Genomic DNA, 20,800 nt, shown 5'->3' with positions numbered 1-20,800 from the left:
GGCGGCGCCCGCTCCTTCCACGGCATGTGGAACGAACTCGCCCCCATCGGCCGCCACGCGGACACGGGCGGGTACCGCCGCTACGCGTGGACCGGCGCGGACGCCGACTGCCGGACCTGGTTCCAGGAGCAGGCTCTGGCCCGCGGGCTCACGTACGAGACGGACCGCAACGGCAACCAGTGGGCCTGGCTCGGCGACCCCCTCGCGGGGGACGCCGTCGTCACCGGCTCGCACCTGGACTCCGTCCCCGACGGCGGCGCCTTCGACGGCCCCCTCGGCGTGGTGTCCTCCTTCGCGGCCCTGGACGAACTCCGCCACAGGGGTGCGGAGTTCTCCAGGCCGCTGGCCATCACCAACTTCGGCGACGAGGAAGGGGCCCGCTTCGGTCTCGCCTGCGTCGGCTCCCGGCTCACCGCGGGGCAGCTGACCAAGGAGAAGGCGCACGCGCTCCGCGACGGGGAGGGCGTGAGCCTGCCCCGGGCCATGGAAGCCGCCGGATACGATCCCGACGCGATCGGGGCCGACCCCGAGCGCCTCGCCCGGATCGGCGCCTTCGTCGAGCTGCACGTCGAACAGGGACGGGCCCTGGACCTGTCCGGTGACCGCGTCGGCATCGCCTCCGCGATCTGGCCACACGGGCGCTGGCGCTTCGACTTCCGGGGCGAGGCCAACCACGCCGGCACCACCCGTCTCGTGGACCGGCGCGACCCGATGCTCACGTACGCGGCGACCGTCCTGGCCGCCCGCACCGAGGCGGCCCTCGCCGGGGCCGTCGCCACCTTCGGCAAGATCGCGGTCGAGCCCAACGGGGTCAACGCCATCCCCTCGCTCGTACGGGGCTGGCTCGACTCCCGCGCCGCCGACCAGGCCACCCTCGACACGGTCGTCACCGCCATCGAGAAGGCCGCCCACGAGCGCGCGGAGCAGGACGGCATCGACCTGGCCGTGGTCCGGGAGTCCTTCACCCCCGTCGTGGAGTTCGAGCACGCGCTGCGCGACGAACTGAACCGGATCCTGGGCGGGGCCGTCCCCGTCCTCGGCACGGGGGCGGGACACGACGCCGGAATCCTCTCCGCAGCCGTCCCGACCGCGATGCTGTTCGTACGCAACCCCACCGGCGTCTCCCACTCGCCGCGGGAGTTCGCCGCCGAGGACGACTGCGTCGCCGGAGTCCTCGCCCTCGCCGACGTACTGGAAGGTCTCGCGTGCCGTTGAAGACGTACTGGCTGGAACACGCCTGGCTCGGCACCCACGTCGAGCCGGGCGTCGCCCTGGAGGTGTCCGAGGACGGCCGGATCGCCGGGCTCGCCAGCGGCGTCCACGCCCCGCCGCGCGGCGCACAGGCCCTGCGGGGCCTCACCCTCCCCGGCCTGGCCAACGCGCACAGCCACGCCTTCCACCGGGCCCTGCGCTCCCTCGTCCAGGTCGGCAGCGGCACCTTCTGGACCTGGCGCGAGTTCATGTACCAGGTCGCCCAGAACCTCACCCCCGACACGTACTTCGCGCTGGCGCGGGCGGTGTACGCGGAGATGGCCCTGGCCGGCATCACCAACGTCGGCGAGTTCCACTACCTCCACCACGCGCCCGGCGGTACCCCCTACGCCGACCCGAACGCCATGGGCGAGGCCCTGATCGAGGCGGCGGCCGCCGCGGGCATCCGGATCACCCTCCTGGACACCGCCTACCTCTCCGCCGGCTTCGGCCAGGAGCCGAACGCCCACCAGCGCCGTTTCTCCGACGGCACCGCCGACGCCTGGGCCGAGCGCGTCAGCGCCCTGCGCCCCCGCGAGCACGCCCTGATCGGCGCGGCCGTCCACTCGGTCCGCGCCGTACCCGCGGGCCAGCTCGCCACGGTGGCCCGCTGGGCCGACGAACAGCGGGCCCCGCTGCACGTCCACCTCTCCGAGCAGACGGCGGAGAACGAGGCCTGCCAGGCCGCCCACGGCTGCACGCCCACGGAGCTCCTCGCCGAACACGGCGTGCTCGGCCCCCGCACCACCGGCGTCCACAACACGCACCTGACCGACCTGGACATCGGCCTCCTCGGCGGAACCGGCACCGGCACCTGCATGTGCCCCACCACCGAACGCGACCTCGCCGACGGCATCGGCCCCGCCCGCCCGCTCCAGCAGGCGGGCAGCCCCCTCTCCCTCGGCAGCGACAGCCACGCGGTGATCGACCTGCTGGAGGAGGCCCGGGCGATGGAGCTGAACGAACGCCTCAGCAGCCGCACCCGCGGCCACTGGACGGCGAACGCCCTGCTCACCGCCGCCACCGCCGACGGTCACGCCGCCCTCGGCCGCCCCGACGCGGGCCGCCTGGAGACCGGCGCCCTCGCCGACTTCACCACGATCGCCCTGGACTCCGTCAGGACCGCGGGGCCGCTGCCCCGACTGGGCGCCGAGACGGCCGTATTCGCCGCCTCCGCGGCGGACGTGCGCCACACGGTCGTGGGCGGCCGTCACCTCGTACGGGACGGGGTGCACACCCTGGTCCCGGACGTCCCCGCAGCCCTCGCCGAGTCGATCGCGGCCGTACGCGGCTGAAGGAGCCCCTGAACACCATGAGCACCCTGAACACCGCAAGCACCACGGTCATCACCAACATCGCCAACCTGGTCACGAACGACCCCTCCCTCGGTGACGCTTCCCCCCTCGGACTGATCCAGGACGCGGCGGTCGTCATCGACGGCGACCGCATCGCCTGGGTCGGTGAATCAAGCAAAGCACCCGCCACCGACAACGCCTTCGACGCCGCCGGCCGGGCCGTGATCCCCGGCTTCGTGGACTCCCACTCCCACCTCGTCTTCGCGGGCGACCGCACCGCCGAGTTCAACGCCCGCATGTCGGGCCGCGCCTACTCCGCCGGCGGCATCCGCACCACCGTCGCCGCCACCCGTGCCGCCACCGACGCGCAACTCGAAGCCAACCTGCTGCGCCACCTCGACGAGGCCCGCCGCCAGGGCACCACCACCTTCGAGACCAAGTCCGGCTACGGCCTCACCGTCGAGGACGAGGCCCGCGCGCTGCGCATCGCCGCCGCGCACACCGAGGAGGTCACCTACCTCGGCGCGCACATCGTCTCCCCGGACTACGCCGACGACCCGGCGGCCTACGTCGACCTCGTCACCGGCGACATGCTCACGGCCTGCGCCCCGCACGCCCGGTGGGTGGACGTCTTCTGCGAGAAGGGCGCCTTCGACGGCGACCAGGCCCGCGCGATCCTCACCGCCGGCGCCGCCGCCGGGCTCATCCCGCGCATCCACGCCAACCAGCTCTCCCACGGCCCCGGCGTCCAGCTCGCCGTCGAACTCGAAGCCGCCTCCGCCGACCACTGCACCCACCTCACGGACGCCGACGTCGACGCCCTCGCCCAGAGCGCCGCCACCGTCGCGACCCTGCTCCCCGGAGCCGAGTTCTCCACCCGCGCCCAGTGGCCCGACGCCCGTCGGCTCCTCGACGCGGGCGCCACCGTCGCCCTGTCCACCGACTGCAACCCCGGCTCCTCGTACACGAGTTCCATGCCGTTCTGCATCGCGCTCGCCGTCCGGGACATGAAGATGACCCCCGACGAGGCCCTCTGGTCGGCCACCGCCGGCGGCGCCCGCGCCCTGCGCCGCACCGACATCGGCGTCCTGACCCCCGGCGCCCGCGCCGACCTGGCCCTGCTGGAGGCCCCCAGCCACGTCCACCTCGCCTACCGGCCCGGCGTCCCGCTGGTCTCCGCCGTCTGGCAGCGGGGCGTGCGCGCCGCCTGAGGAACGGGGCGCGGCACCGCCTGAAAACCGGTGCGGCGCCCCGCTCGAACACCCTCGTCCTTTGTCTTCCCTCCATAAGGCCCCGGGCGTACCTTGAGCCACCGATCTGATGTTGCGTCAGTAACTTGTGGTCCGAGGGGAAGACGAAGGTGTCCAACCGGAAACGTTCCACCACGCTCGCACCGGTCCCCGCCCTGCTGTGCGCGGTGGCCGGATCGGCGGCCGCCCTGCTGGCGGCCGCCCCCGCGGCCCACGCCGACGTGGTCGACGTCGCGTACAACTGCCAGACCCCCATCGGGGACAAGTCGGCGGTCTCACCCATCGACGTCAAGGCCGTCAAGGACGGGGACGCCTACAAGCTGACGATGTCCTTCCAGAAGGGCGTCTCCTCCAGCCCCATCGAGCTCGGCAAGGGTGCGATGAACCCCAGCGCCGTCCTGCAGACCGACGGCGCCGAGAAGGTGTCGGTACCGGTCACCGGCCCCGCGAACTCCGAGGCCGTACCCGCCGACACCCCCATCAAGATCTCCGACCTCTCGGGCACCTACACCCCGAAGAAGAGCGGCAAGGTCACCTTCACCGCCGGTGTGCTCACCATCAAGGCGATGGGCACCACCACCACCTGCACCCCCGGCAACAGCCCCAAGCCGTCCCTGGAACTCGACGTGACGGCCGCCGGCGGGGCGCAGCAGGAGCCCGCCCCCGACACCCTCCCGCAGACCGGCCCCGCCGACTCCGCCATCGCGCTCGGCACCCTCGGCGCCACGGTGCTGCTCTCCGGCGCGGCCGGCGTGCTCTGGCTGACCCGGCGGGGCCGGCGGGTCCAGCGGACCCGGCCCTGAACGGAGCGGCCCCGCCCATGCCCGTGCCCCACGCCCGCCGGCCCCGCCGGCCGCTCCCGCCCCGGCGTCGCGCCCCCGGGCGGCTGGGCCTCGCCCTCCTGACGCTGGCCGCGCTGCTCGGCGGGGTGCCCGCGCGGGCCGCCGCCGTAGACGCCGCCGACGGACCCGGCTGGACCGCCGAGCCGGCCGCGGGCCGTGCGGGCGCCGCCGTACGCCCGTACTTCTACCTCGCCGGCGCCCCCGGCACGGTGCTGGAGGACAGCCTGGCACTGGCCAACCCCACCGACCAGGAGCACACCGTCACCCTGCGCGGGGCCGACGCCTACGACACCGCCGACGGGGCGTTCGCCGTACGGCCCGCGGCGAAACCCGGCCCGGACGGCGGCTCCGGCTCCGGCGCAGGATCCTGGATCAGCTTCGGCCGGGGCGCGGCCGTCCGGCTCCCCGCCCGTGCGCGCGCGGTCGTGCCCTTCACGGTCACCCTCCCGTCCGGCTCCCCGCCCGGCGACCACCCGGCCGCGCTGGTCGTCACCGAAGCCACCGAAGCCGGCCAGACCGCCCAAGCCGGCGAAGTCGCCCAAGCGGCCCGAGCCGGCCGCGAGGTGGCCGTACGGGTCCACCTGCGCGTCGGCGGCCCGGCCGTGGCGGCCCTGACCGTCGAGGACGTCGCCGTACGGGGCCGGGCCGGGGCCGAGGTCATCACGTACACCCTGGTCAACCGGGGCAACGTCCCCCTCACCCCCACCCTCGCGGTCCGCGCCGACGGCAGCTTCGGCGAGGTCCCCGGGCGCGCCCCGCACGCCCTCCCCGTGGAACTGCTGCCCGGCCGGCGCATCGGGCTGACCGAACCCTGGCCCGGCGCCCCGCAGTTCGACCGCGTCCGCCTCACGCTCACCGTCACCGCCCCCGGCGCCGCCCGGGCCACCGCAGCCGCCTCCGCGTGGTGCCTGCCCCGTTCCCCCGCCGCCCGAACGGGCCTCGGCCTCCTCGCCCTCGGCGGGACGACCGCGGCCGCCCTGCTCCTCGTACGGACCCGGCGCAACCGCCGGTCGCGGGACCTCCGCGAGGACCCCGCACCCCCACCCCGACCGGACGAGCGGAGCCGACAGTTGACGGGAGCGTCCAGGTGAGCGCCCACGACGGCGGGATGGCCCGCGCCCGGATCACGGCCCTGCTCACGGCGGGGCTGGCGGTGATGGCCCTGGCGCTGCTCCCTGCGGCCGCGCCGGCCGCCGTGGCCGCGGAGGGCAAGCCCGCCGCCGCGCTCTCGCTCCAGGAGGCCGCCAAGGGCGCCGGCCTCACCGTCACCGGCACCGGCTGGCGGGCCGGGACGCTGGTGATGCTGCTGATCTGCGGACAGAACATGATCGGCGGCACCAACAGCTGCGCCAATGCCGACGGGGTGGCCGTCGCGGTCGGCGACGACGGGCACTTCACCGCGCGGCTCCCCGTCGTGGGGCCGCCCAAGCCGTGTCCCTGCGTGGTGAACGTGACCTCCGTCAACGGGGACCAGTCCACCGTCGCCCTGCCGCTCAAGATCACCGACCACCCCGTGGCCGAGCTGCCCGCCGAGTCCGGCACGGGCCGCCTCGCACTGCTCACCGGGGTCCGGCTGGAGGGCGACGACGGGGTCCTGACCTGGTTCGGGGCCCCGCCCACGCGGAAGTTCACGGTCACCGTCGGCAACCTCGGCTCCGCCCCGGTCAAGGACCCGGTCTTCCAGCTCGGCACCTCGCACGGGGTGTACGCGCCCCTGTGGGAAGAGGCCCGTTGGAAGGGCACCATCGCGCCCGGCGGCAAGGCGGAGGTCCGGCTGGACGTGAGCCTGGCCGCGGGTGCGCACGGGGACTACACGGTCTCGCTCAAGTACGGGGACGAGGTGGTGGCCACGCAGCCCTGGGGCGTGGGGCGCCCGTACGGGGTGCTGCTGTTCTGGGCCCTGCTGCTGGTGGTGGTCCCGACGGCCGTCTTCCGCCTCGGCATGGCCGTCGTCGACCGGGTCCGCCCGCGCGGCACGCCGGTCCCGCGCCCCGCCCCGGCCGCCACGGCGGCGGCCGCCGAAGCCCCCACGGCGGTACTGCCGTGGTTCACCCCGGACACCGCGCCGGAAACAGACGCACCACCCGCAGCACCGACACCACACGCACCACACGCACCACGTGCACCGCAGACATCCGCACCGTCTGAGAACAGTCCGACGACGAAGGGACATTCGTGAAGACCCAACGGAGGGTGAGCGCGGCCGCTGTCGCGCTGCTGTTCGGCGGCGCGGGCATCCTGCTGGCGGCCGCCCCCGCCCAGGCGGCCGACGTCTCCTACAAGGTGGAGTGCATCCCGCCCGCGGGCGGTGGGGGCCCGGTCCAGGGCACCACCACCGTCTCCCTCACCGCGCCCGCCACCGCGAAGGTCGGCGACGAGGTCGAGGTGGTGTGGAAGACCGTCAAACCGGCCTCCAACAACACCGACCTCATGGACCTGGGCAAGGACACCGTCAAGCCCACCGGCTACGTGAAGCTCGGCGGCGCGCTCAGCGCGGAGGTCAAGCTGGAGGGGGAGCGGAAGAACCCGCCCATCCCGAAGAAGGCCCCCATGGTCATGTCCGACATGAAGGGCAAGGTCAAGCTGACCAAGGCGGGCGACGTCACCATCACGCCGGGCAAGTACGACGTGGACTTCAGCGGCTTCATCACGAAGTGCTCCCCGCAGGAGGCTGCGGGGGTCGGCGCCACCATCAAGGTCACCGAGGGCGGTGGCGGCACCACGGGCGGCTCGACCACCGGTGGCACCACGACCGGCGGTACGACCACCGGAGGCACGACGGGCGGCTCCACCGCCGGAGGCACCGGAGGTACCGGCGGCCAGACCGACTTCCCCGGCAAGCCCGTCGAAGTGGCCTTCGACTGCGGCGCCGTCGTCCCCGGCGGCATCAAGACCCCGGTCACCGTCAACGCGAAGAAGAACGGCAGCGGCTACGACCTCACCGTCAAGACCGCCAAGGGCGCGATGGCCAGCCCCATGGCCCTCCCGGCGGGCGCCCTCAAGCCCTCGATGGACATCAAGCTCGGCGGGGCCGACAGCGGCACGGTCAAGGTCACCGGCCCGGCCAACGCGGAGCCGATCCCGGACAAGGCCCCGGTCAGCCTCAGCGACATGACCGGCACCTACAAGCCCGGCAAGACCGGCAAGGTGACGCTCAGCCCGGACCAGCTGACGATCGACGTCACGATGGCCCCGGGTGCCACGCCGATCAACGTCCCCTGCAAGGCCACCAGCAGCGGCGTCTCGCTGGAGCTGGACACCACCGCCCAGCCCGGCGGCTCCGGCTCGCCGTCCACCACCGGCAGCACCACCAGCGGCTCCGCCGCCTCGGGCGGCCTCGCCGAGACGGGCGCGGAGGACGGCGGCGGCCTCAAGGCCCTCGGCCTGGTCGCCGGCACGGTCATCCTGCTCGGCGCCGCGGTCTTCACCTTCACCCCCTGGCGCCGCCTGCGCGGCAACCGCTGACCCCGCTGTCCGCCCTTCGTGTCATGCCCGACGGGATCCCTTGGGGGTGATCGTTCCTGCTTGCTAGCGTCCGGTTCGGCGGATATGCGGTTTTCATCCGCCGGACCGGCGAACGAGGGGCAGCTCATGACATTCACGTCCGTGCTCGTGGCGGTGGCCGCCGCTGCTGCGTTCGGCATCGCCGGCGCCGCGCCGGCGGTCGCCGTACCGGCCGTGGCAGCCAAGGGCGCCTGCAAGGCGACCGCCGACATGGACCGCTGGGGCCGCCCCAACGTCACATCGGCCTGCTCGGGACGGCTGCCTTCCGGCGCCCGGCACCGCGCGGTGATCATCTGTGACACGGTCCAGGGCGTCCGCGAGCACGTCGTCCGCCGCACCTACCACAGCCACTGGACCCCGACGGGAAGCAAGGCCAAGGTGGGCTGCGGGTTCAAGTCGTTCCTCGTGGGCTTCAAGTCCGAGACGCAGGGCGCCTGAGCGCCGGAGCGGTCCGGGAAGGCCGAAGGGCCCGGCACACCTTCCGGTGTGCCGGGCCCTCCACGTGCGAGGGAGGGTGCGTCAGCGCACGTCGCCCATGAGTTCCTTGACCTTCTTGCGGTACATGAACACCGCGAGGGCGGCCAGCGTGGCCAAGGTGGCCTCGATCGCCACGGCACCGGTGCCGTTGAGGTCCACGCCGAAGACGGACGGGTCCGACAGGAGGCTGGTGATCGAGTCACCCGCCGTCACCGCCAGGAACCAGACGCCCATCATCTGCGACGCGTACTTGCGCGGGGCCATCTTCGTGGTGACCGACAGGCCGACGGGGGAGATGCACAGCTCGCCGACCGTCTGGATCAGGTAGATGCCCACGAGCCACATCGGGCTGACCAGCTGGCCGTTGGAGGACATGGCGACCGGCAGCAGGAAGAAGAAGAACGAGACGCCGATGAAGAACAGGCCGGCGGCGAACTTCCCGACGGTGGTGGGCTCCTTGCCCTTGCGGTTCAGCCACAGCCAGATCCAGGCGAAGACCGGGGCCAGCGCCATGATGAAGACCGGGTTCAGCGACTGGTACCACGAGGAGGGGAACTCGAAGCCGAGCAGCGAGCCGGAGGCCTTCGTCTCACCGAACGCCTGGACCGTCGAAGCGCCCTGGTCGTAGATCATCCAGAAGGCCGCGGCAGCCACGAAGAACCAGATGTAGCCGGTCATCTTCGACTGCTCGCCGCGGTCCAGTTCCTTGTCCCGCTTGATGCGCACGAGCACGGCGGTCGGGACGATCAGACCGACCAGGGTGAGCGGGATGGTCGCCCACGCCTTGGTGAACATGCCGGCGACGCCGAGGGCGGTGTAGAAGACCGCCACGACGGCGACCGAGACCGCGACCTTGCGCAGCCACGAGGTGCGCTCCTCGGCGGACAGCGGCTTGGGGACGACCGAGCTGACGGGGTTCAGGTGCTTGGTGCCCAGCAGGAAGACGAGGAGGCCGATGCCCATACCGACGGCCGCCATCGCGAAGCCCAGGTGCCAGTTGACCTTCTGGCCCACGGTGCCGATCGCCAGCGGGGCGAAGAAGGCACCCGCGTTGATGCCCATGTAGAAGATCGTGAAGCCACCGTCGCGGCGCGGGTCGTCCGCGTCCTTGTACAGCTGACCGACCATGGTGGAGATGTTGGCCTTGAGCAGGCCCGAACCGATCGCGACGAGCGCGAGACCGGCGTAGAAGGTCGCCTGTCCGGGGAGCGCCAGGATGACGTGGCCGGACATGATCGTCACGGCGGCGACCGTCACGGTCTTGCGCGGACCCCAGACGCGGTCGCCCAGCCAGCCGCCCGGCATGGCGAGCAGGTAGACCATGGAGACGTAGATGGAGAAGACGGCGATCGCCGTGCCCTCGTCCATGCCGATGCCGCCGCCCAGGCTGCCCTTCTTGGCGTCCGGGCCACCCGAGATCAGGTAAACGAGAAGAAGGGCCTTCATGCCGTAGAAGCTGAAGCGCTCCCACATCTCGGTCATGAACAGAGTGGCCAGGCCACGGGGGTGGCCGAAGAAGGTCTTCTCGGCGGCCGGAGCCGCCGATTCCTTCGTCAGGCTGGAAGCCATGGTCGATCCTTGCTTTTGATTCGGGCGCCTGGCTTCGTGAGCTCAACAGCGTCCGGTGGGGGGTGGCCGGCACCGGCGACGGACCGCCCACCCCACGCCTCGGGGTCCCGCCCCACGAAGTGGGAGCGAAGGAAGGTCCGTAACCGGGATCCACGCCCTGCGCGCATCCTTCACGCGAGGGCCCGGCCCCTAGGTCATTCACTTCATCCGGGGCGGACGGGGCACCACTTGACACGTGTACGCATCAAGCTGCCGATCCACCCAGGACAGAAGGGGAGACCCTCGGCCGTTTTCGGCACAAAGGTCCCCTGGGTAGTGCATCAGGCGTCTCGCCACCATACGACACGACACCGCCGCATATGGAAGGACTTGAGACATGGATCACAGGCGGCCCGGGAACCGTTCGACCATATTCGAAGGCGGCCGGTAGTCCATAAGCGCAGATCGGCAGGGGTGTCCGGGCTGGCCCACGATCCGGTCGCCGCGGACTACCATCACCCACATGACGCGTGTACTGCTCGCCGAGGACGACGCATCCATCTCGGAGCCCCTGGCCCGCGCCCTGCGCCGGGAGGGGTACGAGGTCGAGGTCCGGGAGGACGGCCCCACCGCCCTGGCCGCGGGGCTGCAGGGCGGCGTCGACCTCGTCGTCCTGGACCTGGGCCTGCCCGGCATGGACGGCCTGGAGGTGGCCCGACGACTGCGCGCGGAGGGGCACGGGTTCCCGATCCTGGTGCTGACCGCCCGCGCGGACGAGGTCGACACGGTCGTCGGCCTGGACGCGGGCGCCGACGACTACGTGACGAAGCCGTTCAGGCTCGCCGAACTGCTGGCGCGCGTACGGGCCCTGCTGCGGCGCGGTGCGAACGAGGCCTCGCAGACGCCGGCCACCCACGGGGTGCGGATCGACGTCGAGTCGCACCGGGCCTGGATGGGCGAGGAGGAGCTCCAGCTCACCGCGAAGGAGTTCGACCTCCTGCGGGTCCTCGTCCGTGACGCGGGCCGGGTCGTGACCCGCGACCAGCTGATGCGCGAGGTCTGGGACACCACGTGGTGGTCCTCGACCAAGACCCTCGACATGCACATCTCCTGGCTCCGCAAGAAGCTGGGCGACGACGCCGCGAACCCCCGCTACATCGCGACCGTCCGGGGCGTCGGCTTCCGTTTCGAGAAGAGCTGAACGAAGAGCCGGAAGAAGAGCCGAGCGAGAACCGGGTGCGGACCGAGCCATGCGCCGCCGTCTGATCAACTCCACGCTCGCCGTGGTGCTCGTCGTGATCGCCGTGTTCGGGGTCTCCCTGGTCATCGTGGAGACCCGGACCATCACCAGCAGCGCCCAGGACCGCATCGGGTCGGAGGCGCTGCGGCTGGTGGGCATCGTCGAGACGGACGTCCTGGAGGGCAAGCCGGTCGACGCGGACGCGCTGGCCGACCAGCTGGACATGGGCAGGTACGCCCGCATCACCGTTCCCGGCCGGCCGCCCGTCGAGGTGGGAGAGCGGATCCCGGACAGCGTCATCCGCGGCACCGCCCGCGGGGAGCAGGGCGAGGTGGTGGTGGTCGAGGAGTCCCGCTCCACGGTCACCAAGGAGGTCGGACGGACCCTGGTGGTGGTCGGCGCGGTGGCGCTGCTGGCCGTCGTGGCGGCCGTCCTGCTCGCCGTCCGCCAGGCGAACCGGCTGGCCTCACCGCTCACCGACCTCGCCGAGACGGCGGAACGGCTCGGCTCCGGCGACCCGCGGCCCCGCCACAAGCGCTACGGGGTCCCCGAGCTGGACCGGGTGGCGGACGTACTGGACTCCAGCGCCGAGCGGATCGCCCGGATGCTCACCGCCGAGCGGCGCCTGGCCGCCGACGCCTCGCACCAGCTGCGGACCCCGCTGACGGCCCTGTCGATGCGGCTGGAGGAGATCACGGTCACCGACGACCTGGAGACCGTACGGGAAGAGGCGAGCATCGCCCTGACCCAGGTGGAGCGGCTCACGGACGTGGTGCAGCGGCTGCTGACGAACTCCCGCGACCCGCGGACCGGCTCGGCGGTCCCCTTCGACCTGGACGAGGTCGTCAAGCAGCAGGTGGAGGAGTGGCGGCCGGCCTACCGCAGCGCCGGGCGGGCCATCGTGCGCTCGGGCAAGACGGGCGTGCGGGCCGTGGGCACGCCGGGGGCGGTGTCCCAGGTGCTGGCCACGCTCGTGGAGAACGCGCTGATGCACGGTGGCGGCACGGTGGCGCTGCGTACGCGGGTCATCGGCAACCAGGCGGTGCTGGAGGTCACGGACGAGGGCCCCGGCGTTCCGCCCGACCTCGGCAACCGGATCTTCGAGCGGGCCATCAGCGGCCGCAACTCGACCGGTATCGGCCTCGCCGTCGCCCGTGACCTCGCGGAGGCGGACGGCGGCCGCCTGGAGCTGCTCCAGACGCAGCCGCCGGTGTTCGCCCTGTTCCTCAGCCGGACGGCGCCCGCGACGACGGAGCCCGAGCGTCCGGTCCGCTAGCGGATCCCGCGCAGGGCCGGTACCGCTAGCGGACCGGCGTGGCGGCCGGCTCCGGCGCGAGGGGCGCCGCCGGCGTCGCCGGCGTCGCCGTGGCGGGCTGCCCGTCGCGCTGTTCGACGACCAGCGAGGCCGCGGCGGGCGTGGGCAGCGCCTTGAACACCCACGTGCGGTAGGACCAGAACCTGAAGATCGTGGCGATGCCGATACCGGTGAACTTGAAGAAGTTCGTCGCGAGCGAGCCGTCCCAGCCGAGCCCGTAGGTGGCGGTGTACAGCACGCCGTTCTCGATGACCAGGCCGATCACGCTGAACGCGGCGAACAGCGTCAGCTCGCGCGTGCGCGTGTGGCTGCTGTTGTCGGCGCGGTCCCGGTAGGCGAAGTAGCGGAAGCCGAGGTAGTTCGACGCGATGGCCACCACGGTCGCTATGACGCTGGCGCGCACCACCTGGAGGTCGGTCGTGCTGCGGATCAGGTTGAACACGCCCATGTTCACCAGCACGCCCAGCCCGCCGACCGCCCCGAACTTGGCGACCTCCCGGGCCATACCGCGTATGCGTTCGAGGGCGGGGGCGTTCTTCGGCGTGCTCATGTGATGGATCAGTCCTGTCCGTCGTCGCCGCCCTGCGTGCGGGAGGCGTCACTCGTCGTCGACGAACCCACGTCTCGGCGCACAGTCTTCTGCGTCACACGTATCCGTCAACCGAATCTCGTCGCCCGTCCATGGTAAGTGCCGCCCCCCGGCTGCGTCCGCCCCCGGCGCCCCGTGCGACGCACGGCACACGGGGGCCCGGCGAGTCCTCGCCAGGGCTGCGTCCGGATGGCGGAATACCGACGGATACCCTGGAGGAGTGACGTTCCCGGTAGTCGGCATGGTCGGCGGCGGACAGCTCGCCCGCATGACCCACGAGGCGGGTATCCCCCTCGGCATCAGATTCAAGCTCCTCAGTGACACCCCACAGGACTCGGCGGCCCAGGTCGTGAACGATGTCGTCATCGGCGACTATCGCGACCTGGAGACGCTGCGTGCCTTCGCGCGCGGCTGTGACGTGATCACCTTCGACCACGAGCATGTACCCATCGAACACCTGCGGGCCCTGGAAGCGGACGGCATCCCCGTCCGCCCGGGGCCCGACGCGTTGATGCATGCCGCCGACAAGGGGGTGATGCGCGCCCGCCTCGACGAGATCGGCGCGCCCAGCCCCCGCCACCGGATCGTGAGCGATCCGGCGGACGCGGTGGCCTTCGCGGACGAGGTCGGCGGGTTCCCCGTCATCCTCAAGACGGTGCGCGGCGGCTACGACGGCAAGGGCGTGTGGTTCGTCCGCACACCCGAGGACGCGCAGGCCCCCTTCAAGGCGGGCGTCCCCGTCCTGGCCGAGGAGAAGGTGGACTACGTCCGCGAGCTCGCGGCCAACATCGTCCGCTCCCCGCACGGCCAGGCGGTGGCCTACCCCGTGGTGGAGTCCGTCCAGGTCGACGGCGTGTGCGACACGGTGATCGCGCCCGCCCCGAACCTGTCGGAGGAGCTGGCGGGCGAGGCGCAGGCGCTGGCCCTGCGGATCGCGAAGGAACTCGGCGTGACCGGTCACCTGGCCGTCGAACTGTTCGAGACCACCGACGGCCGGATCCTGGTCAACGAACTGGCCATGCGCCCGCACAACAGCGGCCACTGGACCCAGGACGGCGCGGTCACCTCCCAGTTCGCCAACCACGTACGGGCGGTCCTGGACCTGCCGCTGGGCGACCCGCGCCCGCGCGCCCGCTGGACGGTCATGGCGAACGTCCTGGGCGGCGATTACCCCGACATGTACGCGGCCTACCTGCACTGCATGGCCCACGACCCGCAGCTCAAGATCCACATGTACGGCAAGGACGTGAAACACGGCCGCAAGGTCGGCCACGTCAACACCTACGGCGACGACCTGGACGATGTGCTGGAGCGCGCACGTCACGCAGCCGGCTACCTCAGAGGGACGATCACCGAATGAGCACCAGCTCTACCGCAGGCCCCTCGGGCCCCGTCATCGGCATTGTCATGGGCTCCGACTCGGACTGGCCGGTCATGGAGGCCGCAGCCCAGGCGCTGGACGAGTTCGAGATCCCCTACGAGGTCGACGTCGTCTCCGCGCACCGGATGCCGCGCGAGATGATCGCGTACGGGGAGCGGGCCGACGCACGCGGCCTCAAGGCCATCATCGCGGGCGCCGGCGGCGCCGCCCACCTGCCCGGCATGCTCGCGTCGGTCACCCCGCTGCCCGTGATCGGCGTCCCGGTACCGCTCAGGTACCTCGACGGCATGGACTCCCTGCTGTCGATCGTCCAGATGCCCGCCGGGGTTCCCGTGGCCACCGTCTCCGTCGCCGGAGCGCGCAACGCGGGCCTGCTGGCCGTACGGATGCTGGCCGCGCACGACACGGAGCTGCTGGCCCGGATGCGGGACTTCCAGCAGGAGCTGAACGACCAGGCCACCGAGAAGGGCAAGCGGCTGCGTACGAAGGTCGCCGGCACGGAGTCCTTCGGGTTCGGCAAGTGAGCGCCGCGCAGCGCCTGGCCGAGGCGCGCGAGCTGCTGGCCGAGCACCCCGTGGTGGACGGCCACAACGACCTGCCCTGGGCGCTGCGCGAGCAGGCCCGCTACGACCTGGACCGGCTGGACATCGCCGGCGACCAGCGCGGCACCCTGCACACCGACATCCCCCGGCTGCGCGCCGGGGGTGTCGGTGCGCAGTTCTGGTCCGTCTTCGTACGGTCGGACTACGCGGGCGACACGGCGGTCAGCGCCACCCTCGAACAGATCGACGGCGTCGCCCAGCTGATCGCCCGTTACCCCGAGGACTTCGCCCGGGCGCTGACGGCGGACGACATGGAGACGGCCCGCGCCGAGGGCCGGATCGCCTCGCTGATGGGCGCCGAGGGCGGGCACTCCATCAACAACTCGCTCGCCACCCTGCGCGCCCTGCACCAGCTCGGCGTGCGGTACATGACGCTCACGCACAACGACACCATCGACTGGGCGGACTCGGCCACCGACGAGGCCCGGCACGGCGGCCTCACCGGCTTCGGCCGCGAGGTCGTGCGCGAGATGAACCGCATCGGCATGCTCGTCGACCTCTCGCACGTCGCCGAGACGACGATGCGGGACGCCATCGAGGTGTCCACCGCGCCGGTGATCTTCTCGCACTCCTCCGCGCGTGCCGTGTGCGACCACCCGCGCAACGTCCCGGACGACGTGCTGGCGCTGCTCCCGGCCAACGGCGGGGTGGCCATGGCCACCTTCGTGCCGAAGTTCATCCTGCCCGGGGCCGTGGAGTGGACGCTGGCCGCCGACGAGAACCTGCGCGCGCACGGCTTCCACCACCTCGACACCACGCCCGGGGCGATGGCCCTGCACCGGGCCTTCGAGGCGGAGCACCCGCGCCCGGTGGCCACGGCCGCCACCGTCGCGGACCACCTGGACCACATGCGCGAGGTGGCGGGCGTCGACCACATCGGCATCGGCGGCGACTACGACGGCACGGCCTTCACCCCGTGCGGGCTGGACGACGTGGCGGGCTACCCGAACCTGATCGCGGAGCTGCTGACCCGCGGCTGGTCCCGTGCCGACCTGGCCAAGCTGACCTGGTCCAACGCGGTACGGGCGCTGCGCGACGCCGAAGCGGTGGCGCGCGACCTGTCGGCGACCCGCGGCCCCTCCAACGCGGTGATCTAGAGCCGGGACGCCTTGGCGTTCGGGTGCCCGCCCCGCGGTGACACCCGAACGCCACACCCGCCGTGAACCCGGGCGCCCCGCGTGTCACCGTGGCCAGACGAACCCCGCTTCTCTCCCTGCTGCGCCGAGACCGGAGCGAACGCCATGGCCGACTTGCAGGACGAACCCCTTCCGAGCCCCGGCACCGACGTGGGCCCCGGCTCCTTGGGATCCGACGACCTCGCCGCCCAGGGCGCGGCACCCGGGGCCCTGGACCGGGCCATGGAGCTGCTGTCCGAGCACCCCGTCGCCGACGGCTGCAACACCCTGGTCTGGACGCTGCGCCAGAGCCCGTACCACGACATCGACACCCCGGACCTCGGTGTCGACACCGACATCCCCAGGCTGCGCGCCGGCGGGGTCGGCGCCCAGTTCTGGTCCCTGCTGACGCCGAGCGAGGCGCCGGCCTGCGACCAGGTGGTCTCCGAGACCCTGGAGCAGATCGACGTGGCGCTGTCCCTCGTGCGCCGCTACCCCGACAGCCTGTGCCTCGCGCTGACCCCCGGCGACATGGTGGACGCCCGCAACCGGGGCCGGATCGCCGCGTTCCTCGGCCCGGTGCCCGGCCGGACGCTGAGCGGCTCGCTGGGGGCGCTGCGCGCGTTCCACGCGCTGGGCGTACGCGTCCTCGCGCCCGCCGGGGCGCCCTGGGCGCGGGAGGGCCTGACGGTCTTCGGCCACGAGGTGGTCAAGGAGATGAACCGGCTGGGCATGCTGGTGGACCTGGCCGGATGCCCGTCGGCGGTGGCCTGCCAGCTCGCGGGCGCCTCCAAAGCGCCGGTCATCATCTCGAACACCGGGGCCGCGGCCCTCAACCCGCATCCGTCGAACGTGGCCGACGAGGTGCTGCTCGCGCTGCGCGCGGCGGGCGGGCTGGCGATGGTCACCTTCGACACCGAGCGGACCGGGGACTCCCTGCACGCGGTGGCGGACCACGTGGACCACGTACGGGCGCTCGCGGGCCCGAACGGCGTCGGCCTCGGCGCCGCTTTCGGGGCCGAACCCGGCAGCCCCCGCCCGGCCGGCCTGACCGACCCCTCGGGCTACCCGAGGCTGGTCGCCGAACTCCTGGAGCGCGGTTGGACGGAACCCGACCTGGCCCTGCTCACCTGGGGCAACGCCCAACGCGTCCTGCGTGACGCGGAGTTCACCGGCCGCGCGGCCCAACACCGCCGCCCGGCCTAGCCTGCCCGGCCCCGGCGGGCGCCGCGCAGCGCCCGGCCCAGCCGCGCGCTCCCACACGCGCGCCCCGGCCCCGCGCTCCGGCCCCGCGCTCCAGCCGCGCGCTCTAGCCGCGCTCGGCCCGGGCGGGTCCGGGTGTCCGGGCCGGGCCGGGCTCCACGCCTGCGGTGCTGACGGTCGCCTTCCACAGCCGGACGCCGGACCAGACGGTCGCGTAGAGCAGGACGCCGTTGCGGGCGCACAGCAGGAGCGTGCCGAACCAGGTGTTCTGCAGGACGTCGCCGTACCAGACGGGGAACACCAGCGACGTCAGCACCGCGGCGGCGGCCAGCAGCCATGCGACCGGGCGCTGGGTGGTGTGCCTGGAGGTCAGGCAGACGGCCGCGAGGCCGAGCAGCCAGATCATGTACTGGGGGCTGATGACGCGGCTGGTCACGGTGAACACCATGACCGCGCAGAGCGCGGCGTCCAGCGGGGTCGCGGTCGTCCAGCGACGCGCCTTGACCCGCCACAGGAGCAGCAGCAGGAAGCCGGCCACGGTGAGGGCGAGCGAGGCCCGCGCGATGACCGGGACGTACGGGCCGACGTACTCGAAGGCGCCGTACTGGAAGGCGATCTTCCCCGGCCAGACCTTCGTCCTCATGGCGAGCATCAGCGCCGAGCCGCCGACGGACTCGACCTGGACGCCCCGGTCGCCCTGGTTGCCGAGGAAGCCGAGGGAGTCCCGGAAGAGGGCCGCGAAGACGGCGAGCAGCGCCGCGCAGGACAGGGCGGCCGCGACGACGGCCTCCCGCGTGGACCTGCCGCGCGGGGTGCCCAGCAGGGTGAGCAGCGGCCACACCTTGACCATCGCGCCGATGCCCGCGATCACACCGCCGAGCCGGGGGCGGTGGCGCAGGCACAACAGCGAACCGACCGCGAGCAGCGTCACCTGGAGGTCGTAGCGCGCGAACGGCGTCGCCATCAGCAGCGGCAGCGTGACCAGCCAGAGCAGGGCGCCGGCCATGCTGCCGTCACTGCGGCGGGCGGCGCGGACCAGGCCGGCGAGGATGACGCCGTCGCAGAGCACCGTCAGGGCGACGAAGGCCTGGAAGTAGGTGAGGAACGGCAGCAGGTCGGGCGAGAGGAAGATCGCCGCGGCCGCCGGCGGGTACTGCCAGGTGATGTCGTCGTGCGGCATCGACCATGTGATCAGGACTTGGTACCAGGTGTGGTACGTCCCGCTGACGTCCACGCGCACGAGGTTCGAGCTGTGGAAGTCGTGCACGAGCAGCCACAGCATCAGCGCCCGGGTGGCCGACCAGAGGGCCACTACCCCCACGAGGGCGCCGCGTCCCCGCCCGGCTCCCGGGGAGGTTCCCTGCCCGTCGTGCGGGGCCGCCGGGGCCGAGTCGGGGGCGGCCGGGGGGCTGCTGGTAGCGCTCATCGGCCGCCACTCTACCGATCCGCCGCCCCGCGAGGTGCCCGGTGCGGACGGGGTGCGGGCGCTCGGACGCGCGGCGTCCGGCTGAGGCCCCGGACCCTCGGGCGCGCGGCGCCCGGCTGAGGCCCCGGACCCTCGGGCGCGCGGCGCCCGGCTGAGGCCCCGGGCCCTCGGGCGCGCGGCGCCCGGCTGAGGCCCCGGACCCTCGGACGCGTGGCATCCGGCTGAGGCGCGCCCCTTCAGGCGCGCGGCCGCCCCATCGCCCGGTAGGTCCACCCGGCGCCCCGCCACAGGTCGGGGTCGAGGGCGTTGCGGCCGTCCAGGACGAGGCGGTCGGTGACGACCTCGCCCAGCGCGGCCGGGTCCAGCTCGCGGAACTCCCGCCACTCGGTGAGGTGCAGGACGACCTCCGCGCCCCGCGCCGCCGCGACGGCGGACTCCGCGTAGCCGAGGGTCGGGAAGACGCGCCGCGCGTTCTCCATGCCCTTCGGGTCGTAGACGGTGACCTGGCCGCCCTGGAGGTGGATCTGCCCGGCGACGTTCAGCGCGGGGGAGTCGCGCACGTCGTCGGAGTCCGGCTTGAAGGTGGCGCCGAGCACCGCGACGCGCTTGCCGAGGAAGGAGCCGCCGACCGCTTCGCGCGCCAGCTCCACCATGTGCCCGCGGCGGCGCATGTTGATGGAGTCGACCTCGCGCAGGAACGTCAGCGCCTGGTCCGCGCCCAGCTCGCCCGCCCGCGCCATGAACGCCCGGATGTCCTTGGGCAGGCAGCCGCCGCCGAAGCCGATGCCGGCCCGCAGGAACTTGGAGCCGATCCGCTCGTCGTAGCCGATCGCCTCCGCCAGCTTCACCACGTCACCGCCGGCCGCCTCGCAGACCTCGGCCATGGCGTTGATGAAGGAGATCTTCGTCGCGAGGAAGGAATTGGCGGCCGTCTTGACCAGCTCCGCGGTGGGGAAGTCCGTCACCACCAGCGGTGTGCCCTCAGCCATCGGCGTCTCGTAGACCTCCCGCAGCACCTTCTCGCCGCGGTCGCCCTGTACGCCGATCACGATCCGGTCCGGGTGCAGGGTGTCCTGCACCGCGAAGCCCTCCCGCAGGAACTCCGGGTTCCACGCCAGCTCCACGTCCGCGCCCGCCGGGGCCAGCGCCGCCAGCTTCGCCGAGAGGCGCTCCGCGGAGCCCACCGGAACCGTGGACTTGCCCACGACCAGCACGGGCCGGGTCAGGTGCGGGGCCAGCGATTCCAGCGCGGAGTCCACGTACGACATGTCGCAGGCGTACTCACCGTGCTTCTGCGGAGTGTTGACGCACAGGAAGTGGACGTCGCCGAAGGCGCCGACCTCCTCCCAGGAGCGGGTGAAGCGCAGCCGCCCGGACGACCCGGGCAGCCCGGCCACGTGCGCGGCCAGCAGCTCCTCCAGCCCGGGTTCGTACATGGGGACCCGGCCCGCGGCCAGCATCTCGATCTTCTCCGGCACCACGTCCAGGCCCAGCACCTCGAAGCCCAGCTCGGCCATGGCGGCGGCGTGCGTCGCGCCGAGGTAGCCGGTGCCGATCACAGTGATCTTGAGGGGGGCCATGGGTGCTCCAGAGGTGCGGGGCCGTTTGCGGCCACTGAGCATAGTCGGGCCCGCCAGGGGGGACGCTCCCCACGAAGGCACCAGGGGCCCCCGCTGTCACGCAGCTCACGTACGCCGTACATATCGCTGCCCTGACGCCGGAGACTAAGCTTCGGGTTACTTAACGGTAGTTAGCATCACGG

At 72.8% G+C, this 20,800-nt stretch carries 18 protein-coding genes; 14 read left to right on the top strand and 4 right to left on the bottom strand.

The window, feature by feature from the left end; all coding sequences use genetic code 11:
* Positions 1-24 precede the first annotated feature (24 nt).
* From OHA81_RS13290 to OHA81_RS13255, 8 genes are all read left to right on the top strand, one after another.
* Positions 25-1,215: an allantoate amidohydrolase gene (locus tag OHA81_RS13290; RefSeq protein WP_329202239.1), complete on the top strand. Its 1,191-nt coding sequence runs from the start codon at positions 25-27 to the stop codon at positions 1,213-1,215.
* Positions 1,206-2,546 (top strand): formimidoylglutamate deiminase, encoded by a 1,341-nt coding sequence (locus tag OHA81_RS13285; RefSeq protein ID WP_329195781.1) that lies wholly within the window; start codon positions 1,206-1,208, stop codon positions 2,544-2,546. The genes OHA81_RS13290 and OHA81_RS13285 overlap by 10 nt, the downstream gene beginning before the upstream one ends.
* Before the next feature lie 17 nt (positions 2,547-2,563).
* The gene (hutI, locus tag OHA81_RS13280) at positions 2,564-3,757 is read left to right on the top strand and encodes an imidazolonepropionase (protein ID WP_329195779.1); all 1,194 of its coding nucleotides are present in this window, start codon (positions 2,564-2,566) and stop codon (positions 3,755-3,757) included.
* A gap of 149 nt (positions 3,758-3,906) precedes the next feature.
* Positions 3,907-4,599 carry an LPXTG cell wall anchor domain-containing protein gene (locus OHA81_RS13275; protein WP_329195777.1) on the top strand — a complete coding sequence of 231 codons (693 nt, stop codon included), beginning with the start codon at positions 3,907-3,909 and terminating at the stop codon, positions 4,597-4,599.
* Between the two features lie 17 nt (positions 4,600-4,616).
* Positions 4,617-5,729, top strand: a complete 1,113-nt coding sequence (locus OHA81_RS13270; RefSeq protein WP_329195775.1) for a hypothetical protein — start codon at positions 4,617-4,619, stop codon at positions 5,727-5,729.
* 17 nt (positions 5,730-5,746) lie between these two features.
* Positions 5,747-6,817, top strand: coding sequence for a hypothetical protein (locus OHA81_RS13265; protein ID WP_329202237.1), 1,071 nt, complete (start codon positions 5,747-5,749; stop codon positions 6,815-6,817).
* A gap of 14 nt (positions 6,818-6,831) precedes the next feature.
* Positions 6,832-8,103 (top strand): hypothetical protein, encoded by a 1,272-nt coding sequence (locus OHA81_RS13260; RefSeq protein WP_329195773.1) that lies wholly within the window; start codon positions 6,832-6,834, stop codon positions 8,101-8,103.
* Positions 8,104-8,229: 126 nt separating this feature from the next.
* Positions 8,230-8,580 (top strand): hypothetical protein, encoded by a 351-nt coding sequence (locus OHA81_RS13255; protein ID WP_329195771.1) that lies wholly within the window; start codon positions 8,230-8,232, stop codon positions 8,578-8,580.
* Positions 8,581-8,661: 81 nt separating this feature from the next.
* Here OHA81_RS13255 and OHA81_RS13250 read toward each other — a convergent pair whose 3' ends face one another.
* Positions 8,662-10,188 carry a peptide MFS transporter gene (locus tag OHA81_RS13250; RefSeq protein WP_329195769.1) on the bottom strand — a complete coding sequence of 509 codons (1,527 nt, stop codon included), beginning with the start codon at positions 10,186-10,188 and terminating at the stop codon, positions 8,662-8,664.
* A gap of 502 nt (positions 10,189-10,690) precedes the next feature.
* Between OHA81_RS13250 and OHA81_RS13245 the strand changes: the two genes are divergently transcribed.
* Both OHA81_RS13245 and OHA81_RS13240 read left to right on the top strand, forming a co-directional pair.
* A complete protein-coding gene (locus OHA81_RS13245) occupies positions 10,691-11,368 on the top strand; it encodes a response regulator transcription factor (RefSeq protein WP_329195768.1) in 678 nt (225 codons plus the stop codon).
* 49 nt (positions 11,369-11,417) lie between these two features.
* A complete protein-coding gene (locus OHA81_RS13240) occupies positions 11,418-12,683 on the top strand; it encodes an ATP-binding protein (RefSeq protein ID WP_329195766.1) in 1,266 nt (421 codons plus the stop codon).
* A gap of 25 nt (positions 12,684-12,708) precedes the next feature.
* On the opposite strand, the gene OHA81_RS13235 is transcribed toward OHA81_RS13240, so the two are convergent.
* A complete protein-coding gene (locus OHA81_RS13235; protein WP_329195764.1) occupies positions 12,709-13,272 on the bottom strand; it encodes a GtrA family protein in 564 nt (187 codons plus the stop codon).
* A 259-nt stretch (positions 13,273-13,531) separates the two neighbouring features.
* On the opposite strand from OHA81_RS13235, the gene OHA81_RS13230 reads away from it, so the two are divergent.
* From OHA81_RS13230 to OHA81_RS13215, 4 genes are all read left to right on the top strand, one after another.
* Positions 13,532-14,671 (top strand): 5-(carboxyamino)imidazole ribonucleotide synthase, encoded by a 1,140-nt coding sequence (locus OHA81_RS13230; RefSeq protein WP_329195760.1) that lies wholly within the window; start codon positions 13,532-13,534, stop codon positions 14,669-14,671.
* A complete protein-coding gene (gene purE / locus OHA81_RS13225; protein ID WP_329195758.1) occupies positions 14,668-15,216 on the top strand; it encodes a 5-(carboxyamino)imidazole ribonucleotide mutase in 549 nt (182 codons plus the stop codon). The genes OHA81_RS13230 and purE overlap by 4 nt, the downstream gene beginning before the upstream one ends.
* Positions 15,213-16,391 (top strand): dipeptidase, encoded by a 1,179-nt coding sequence (locus tag OHA81_RS13220; protein ID WP_329195756.1) that lies wholly within the window; start codon positions 15,213-15,215, stop codon positions 16,389-16,391. Before purE ends, OHA81_RS13220 begins: the two co-directional genes overlap by 4 nt.
* A 144-nt stretch (positions 16,392-16,535) precedes the next feature.
* Entirely contained in the window at positions 16,536-17,615 is a 1,080-nt protein-coding gene (locus OHA81_RS13215) for a membrane dipeptidase (protein ID WP_329195753.1), read from the top strand.
* A gap of 103 nt (positions 17,616-17,718) precedes the next feature.
* Here OHA81_RS13215 and OHA81_RS13210 read toward each other — a convergent pair whose 3' ends face one another.
* Both OHA81_RS13210 and OHA81_RS13205 read right to left on the bottom strand, forming a co-directional pair.
* Positions 17,719-19,038 (bottom strand): glycosyltransferase family 87 protein, encoded by a 1,320-nt coding sequence (locus OHA81_RS13210; protein ID WP_329195751.1) that lies wholly within the window; start codon positions 19,036-19,038, stop codon positions 17,719-17,721.
* A 236-nt stretch (positions 19,039-19,274) separates the two neighbouring features.
* A complete protein-coding gene (locus OHA81_RS13205; RefSeq protein WP_329195749.1) occupies positions 19,275-20,618 on the bottom strand; it encodes a UDP-glucose dehydrogenase family protein in 1,344 nt (447 codons plus the stop codon).
* Positions 20,619-20,800 lie beyond the last annotated feature (182 nt).

Origin of the sequence: Streptomyces sp. NBC_00667, assembly GCF_036226825.1 — a bacterium.
In the GTDB taxonomy this organism is placed as follows: domain Bacteria; phylum Actinomycetota; class Actinomycetes; order Streptomycetales; family Streptomycetaceae; genus Streptomyces.
This window is presented reverse-complemented; position numbering and strand designations above follow the sequence as displayed.

Excerpts from the sequence above, each read along its gene's own strand:
- hutI (WP_329195779.1), top strand. The coding sequence starts at position 2,564 with ATGAGCACCCTGAACACCGCAAGCACCACGGTCATCACCAACATCGCC.
- OHA81_RS13265 (WP_329202237.1), top strand. The coding sequence starts at position 5,747 with ATGGCCCGCGCCCGGATCACGGCCCTGCTCACGGCGGGGCTGGCGGTG.
- OHA81_RS13205 (WP_329195749.1), bottom strand. The coding sequence starts at position 20,618 with ATGGCCCCCCTCAAGATCACTGTGATCGGCACCGGCTACCTCGGCGCG.
- purE (WP_329195758.1), top strand. The coding sequence starts at position 14,668 with ATGAGCACCAGCTCTACCGCAGGCCCCTCGGGCCCCGTCATCGGCATT.
- OHA81_RS13240 (WP_329195766.1), top strand. The coding sequence starts at position 11,418 with ATGCGCCGCCGTCTGATCAACTCCACGCTCGCCGTGGTGCTCGTCGTG.
- OHA81_RS13235 (WP_329195764.1), bottom strand. The coding sequence starts at position 13,272 with ATGAGCACGCCGAAGAACGCCCCCGCCCTCGAACGCATACGCGGTATG.
- OHA81_RS13210 (WP_329195751.1), bottom strand. The coding sequence starts at position 19,038 with ATGAGCGCTACCAGCAGCCCCCCGGCCGCCCCCGACTCGGCCCCGGCG.
- OHA81_RS13250 (WP_329195769.1), bottom strand. The coding sequence starts at position 10,188 with ATGGCTTCCAGCCTGACGAAGGAATCGGCGGCTCCGGCCGCCGAGAAG.
- OHA81_RS13245 (WP_329195768.1), top strand. The coding sequence starts at position 10,691 with ATGACGCGTGTACTGCTCGCCGAGGACGACGCATCCATCTCGGAGCCC.
- OHA81_RS13270 (WP_329195775.1), top strand. The coding sequence starts at position 4,617 with ATGCCCGTGCCCCACGCCCGCCGGCCCCGCCGGCCGCTCCCGCCCCGG.
- OHA81_RS13255 (WP_329195771.1), top strand. The coding sequence starts at position 8,230 with ATGACATTCACGTCCGTGCTCGTGGCGGTGGCCGCCGCTGCTGCGTTC.
- OHA81_RS13215 (WP_329195753.1), top strand. The coding sequence starts at position 16,536 with ATGGCCGACTTGCAGGACGAACCCCTTCCGAGCCCCGGCACCGACGTG.
- OHA81_RS13290 (WP_329202239.1), top strand. The coding sequence starts at position 25 with ATGTGGAACGAACTCGCCCCCATCGGCCGCCACGCGGACACGGGCGGG.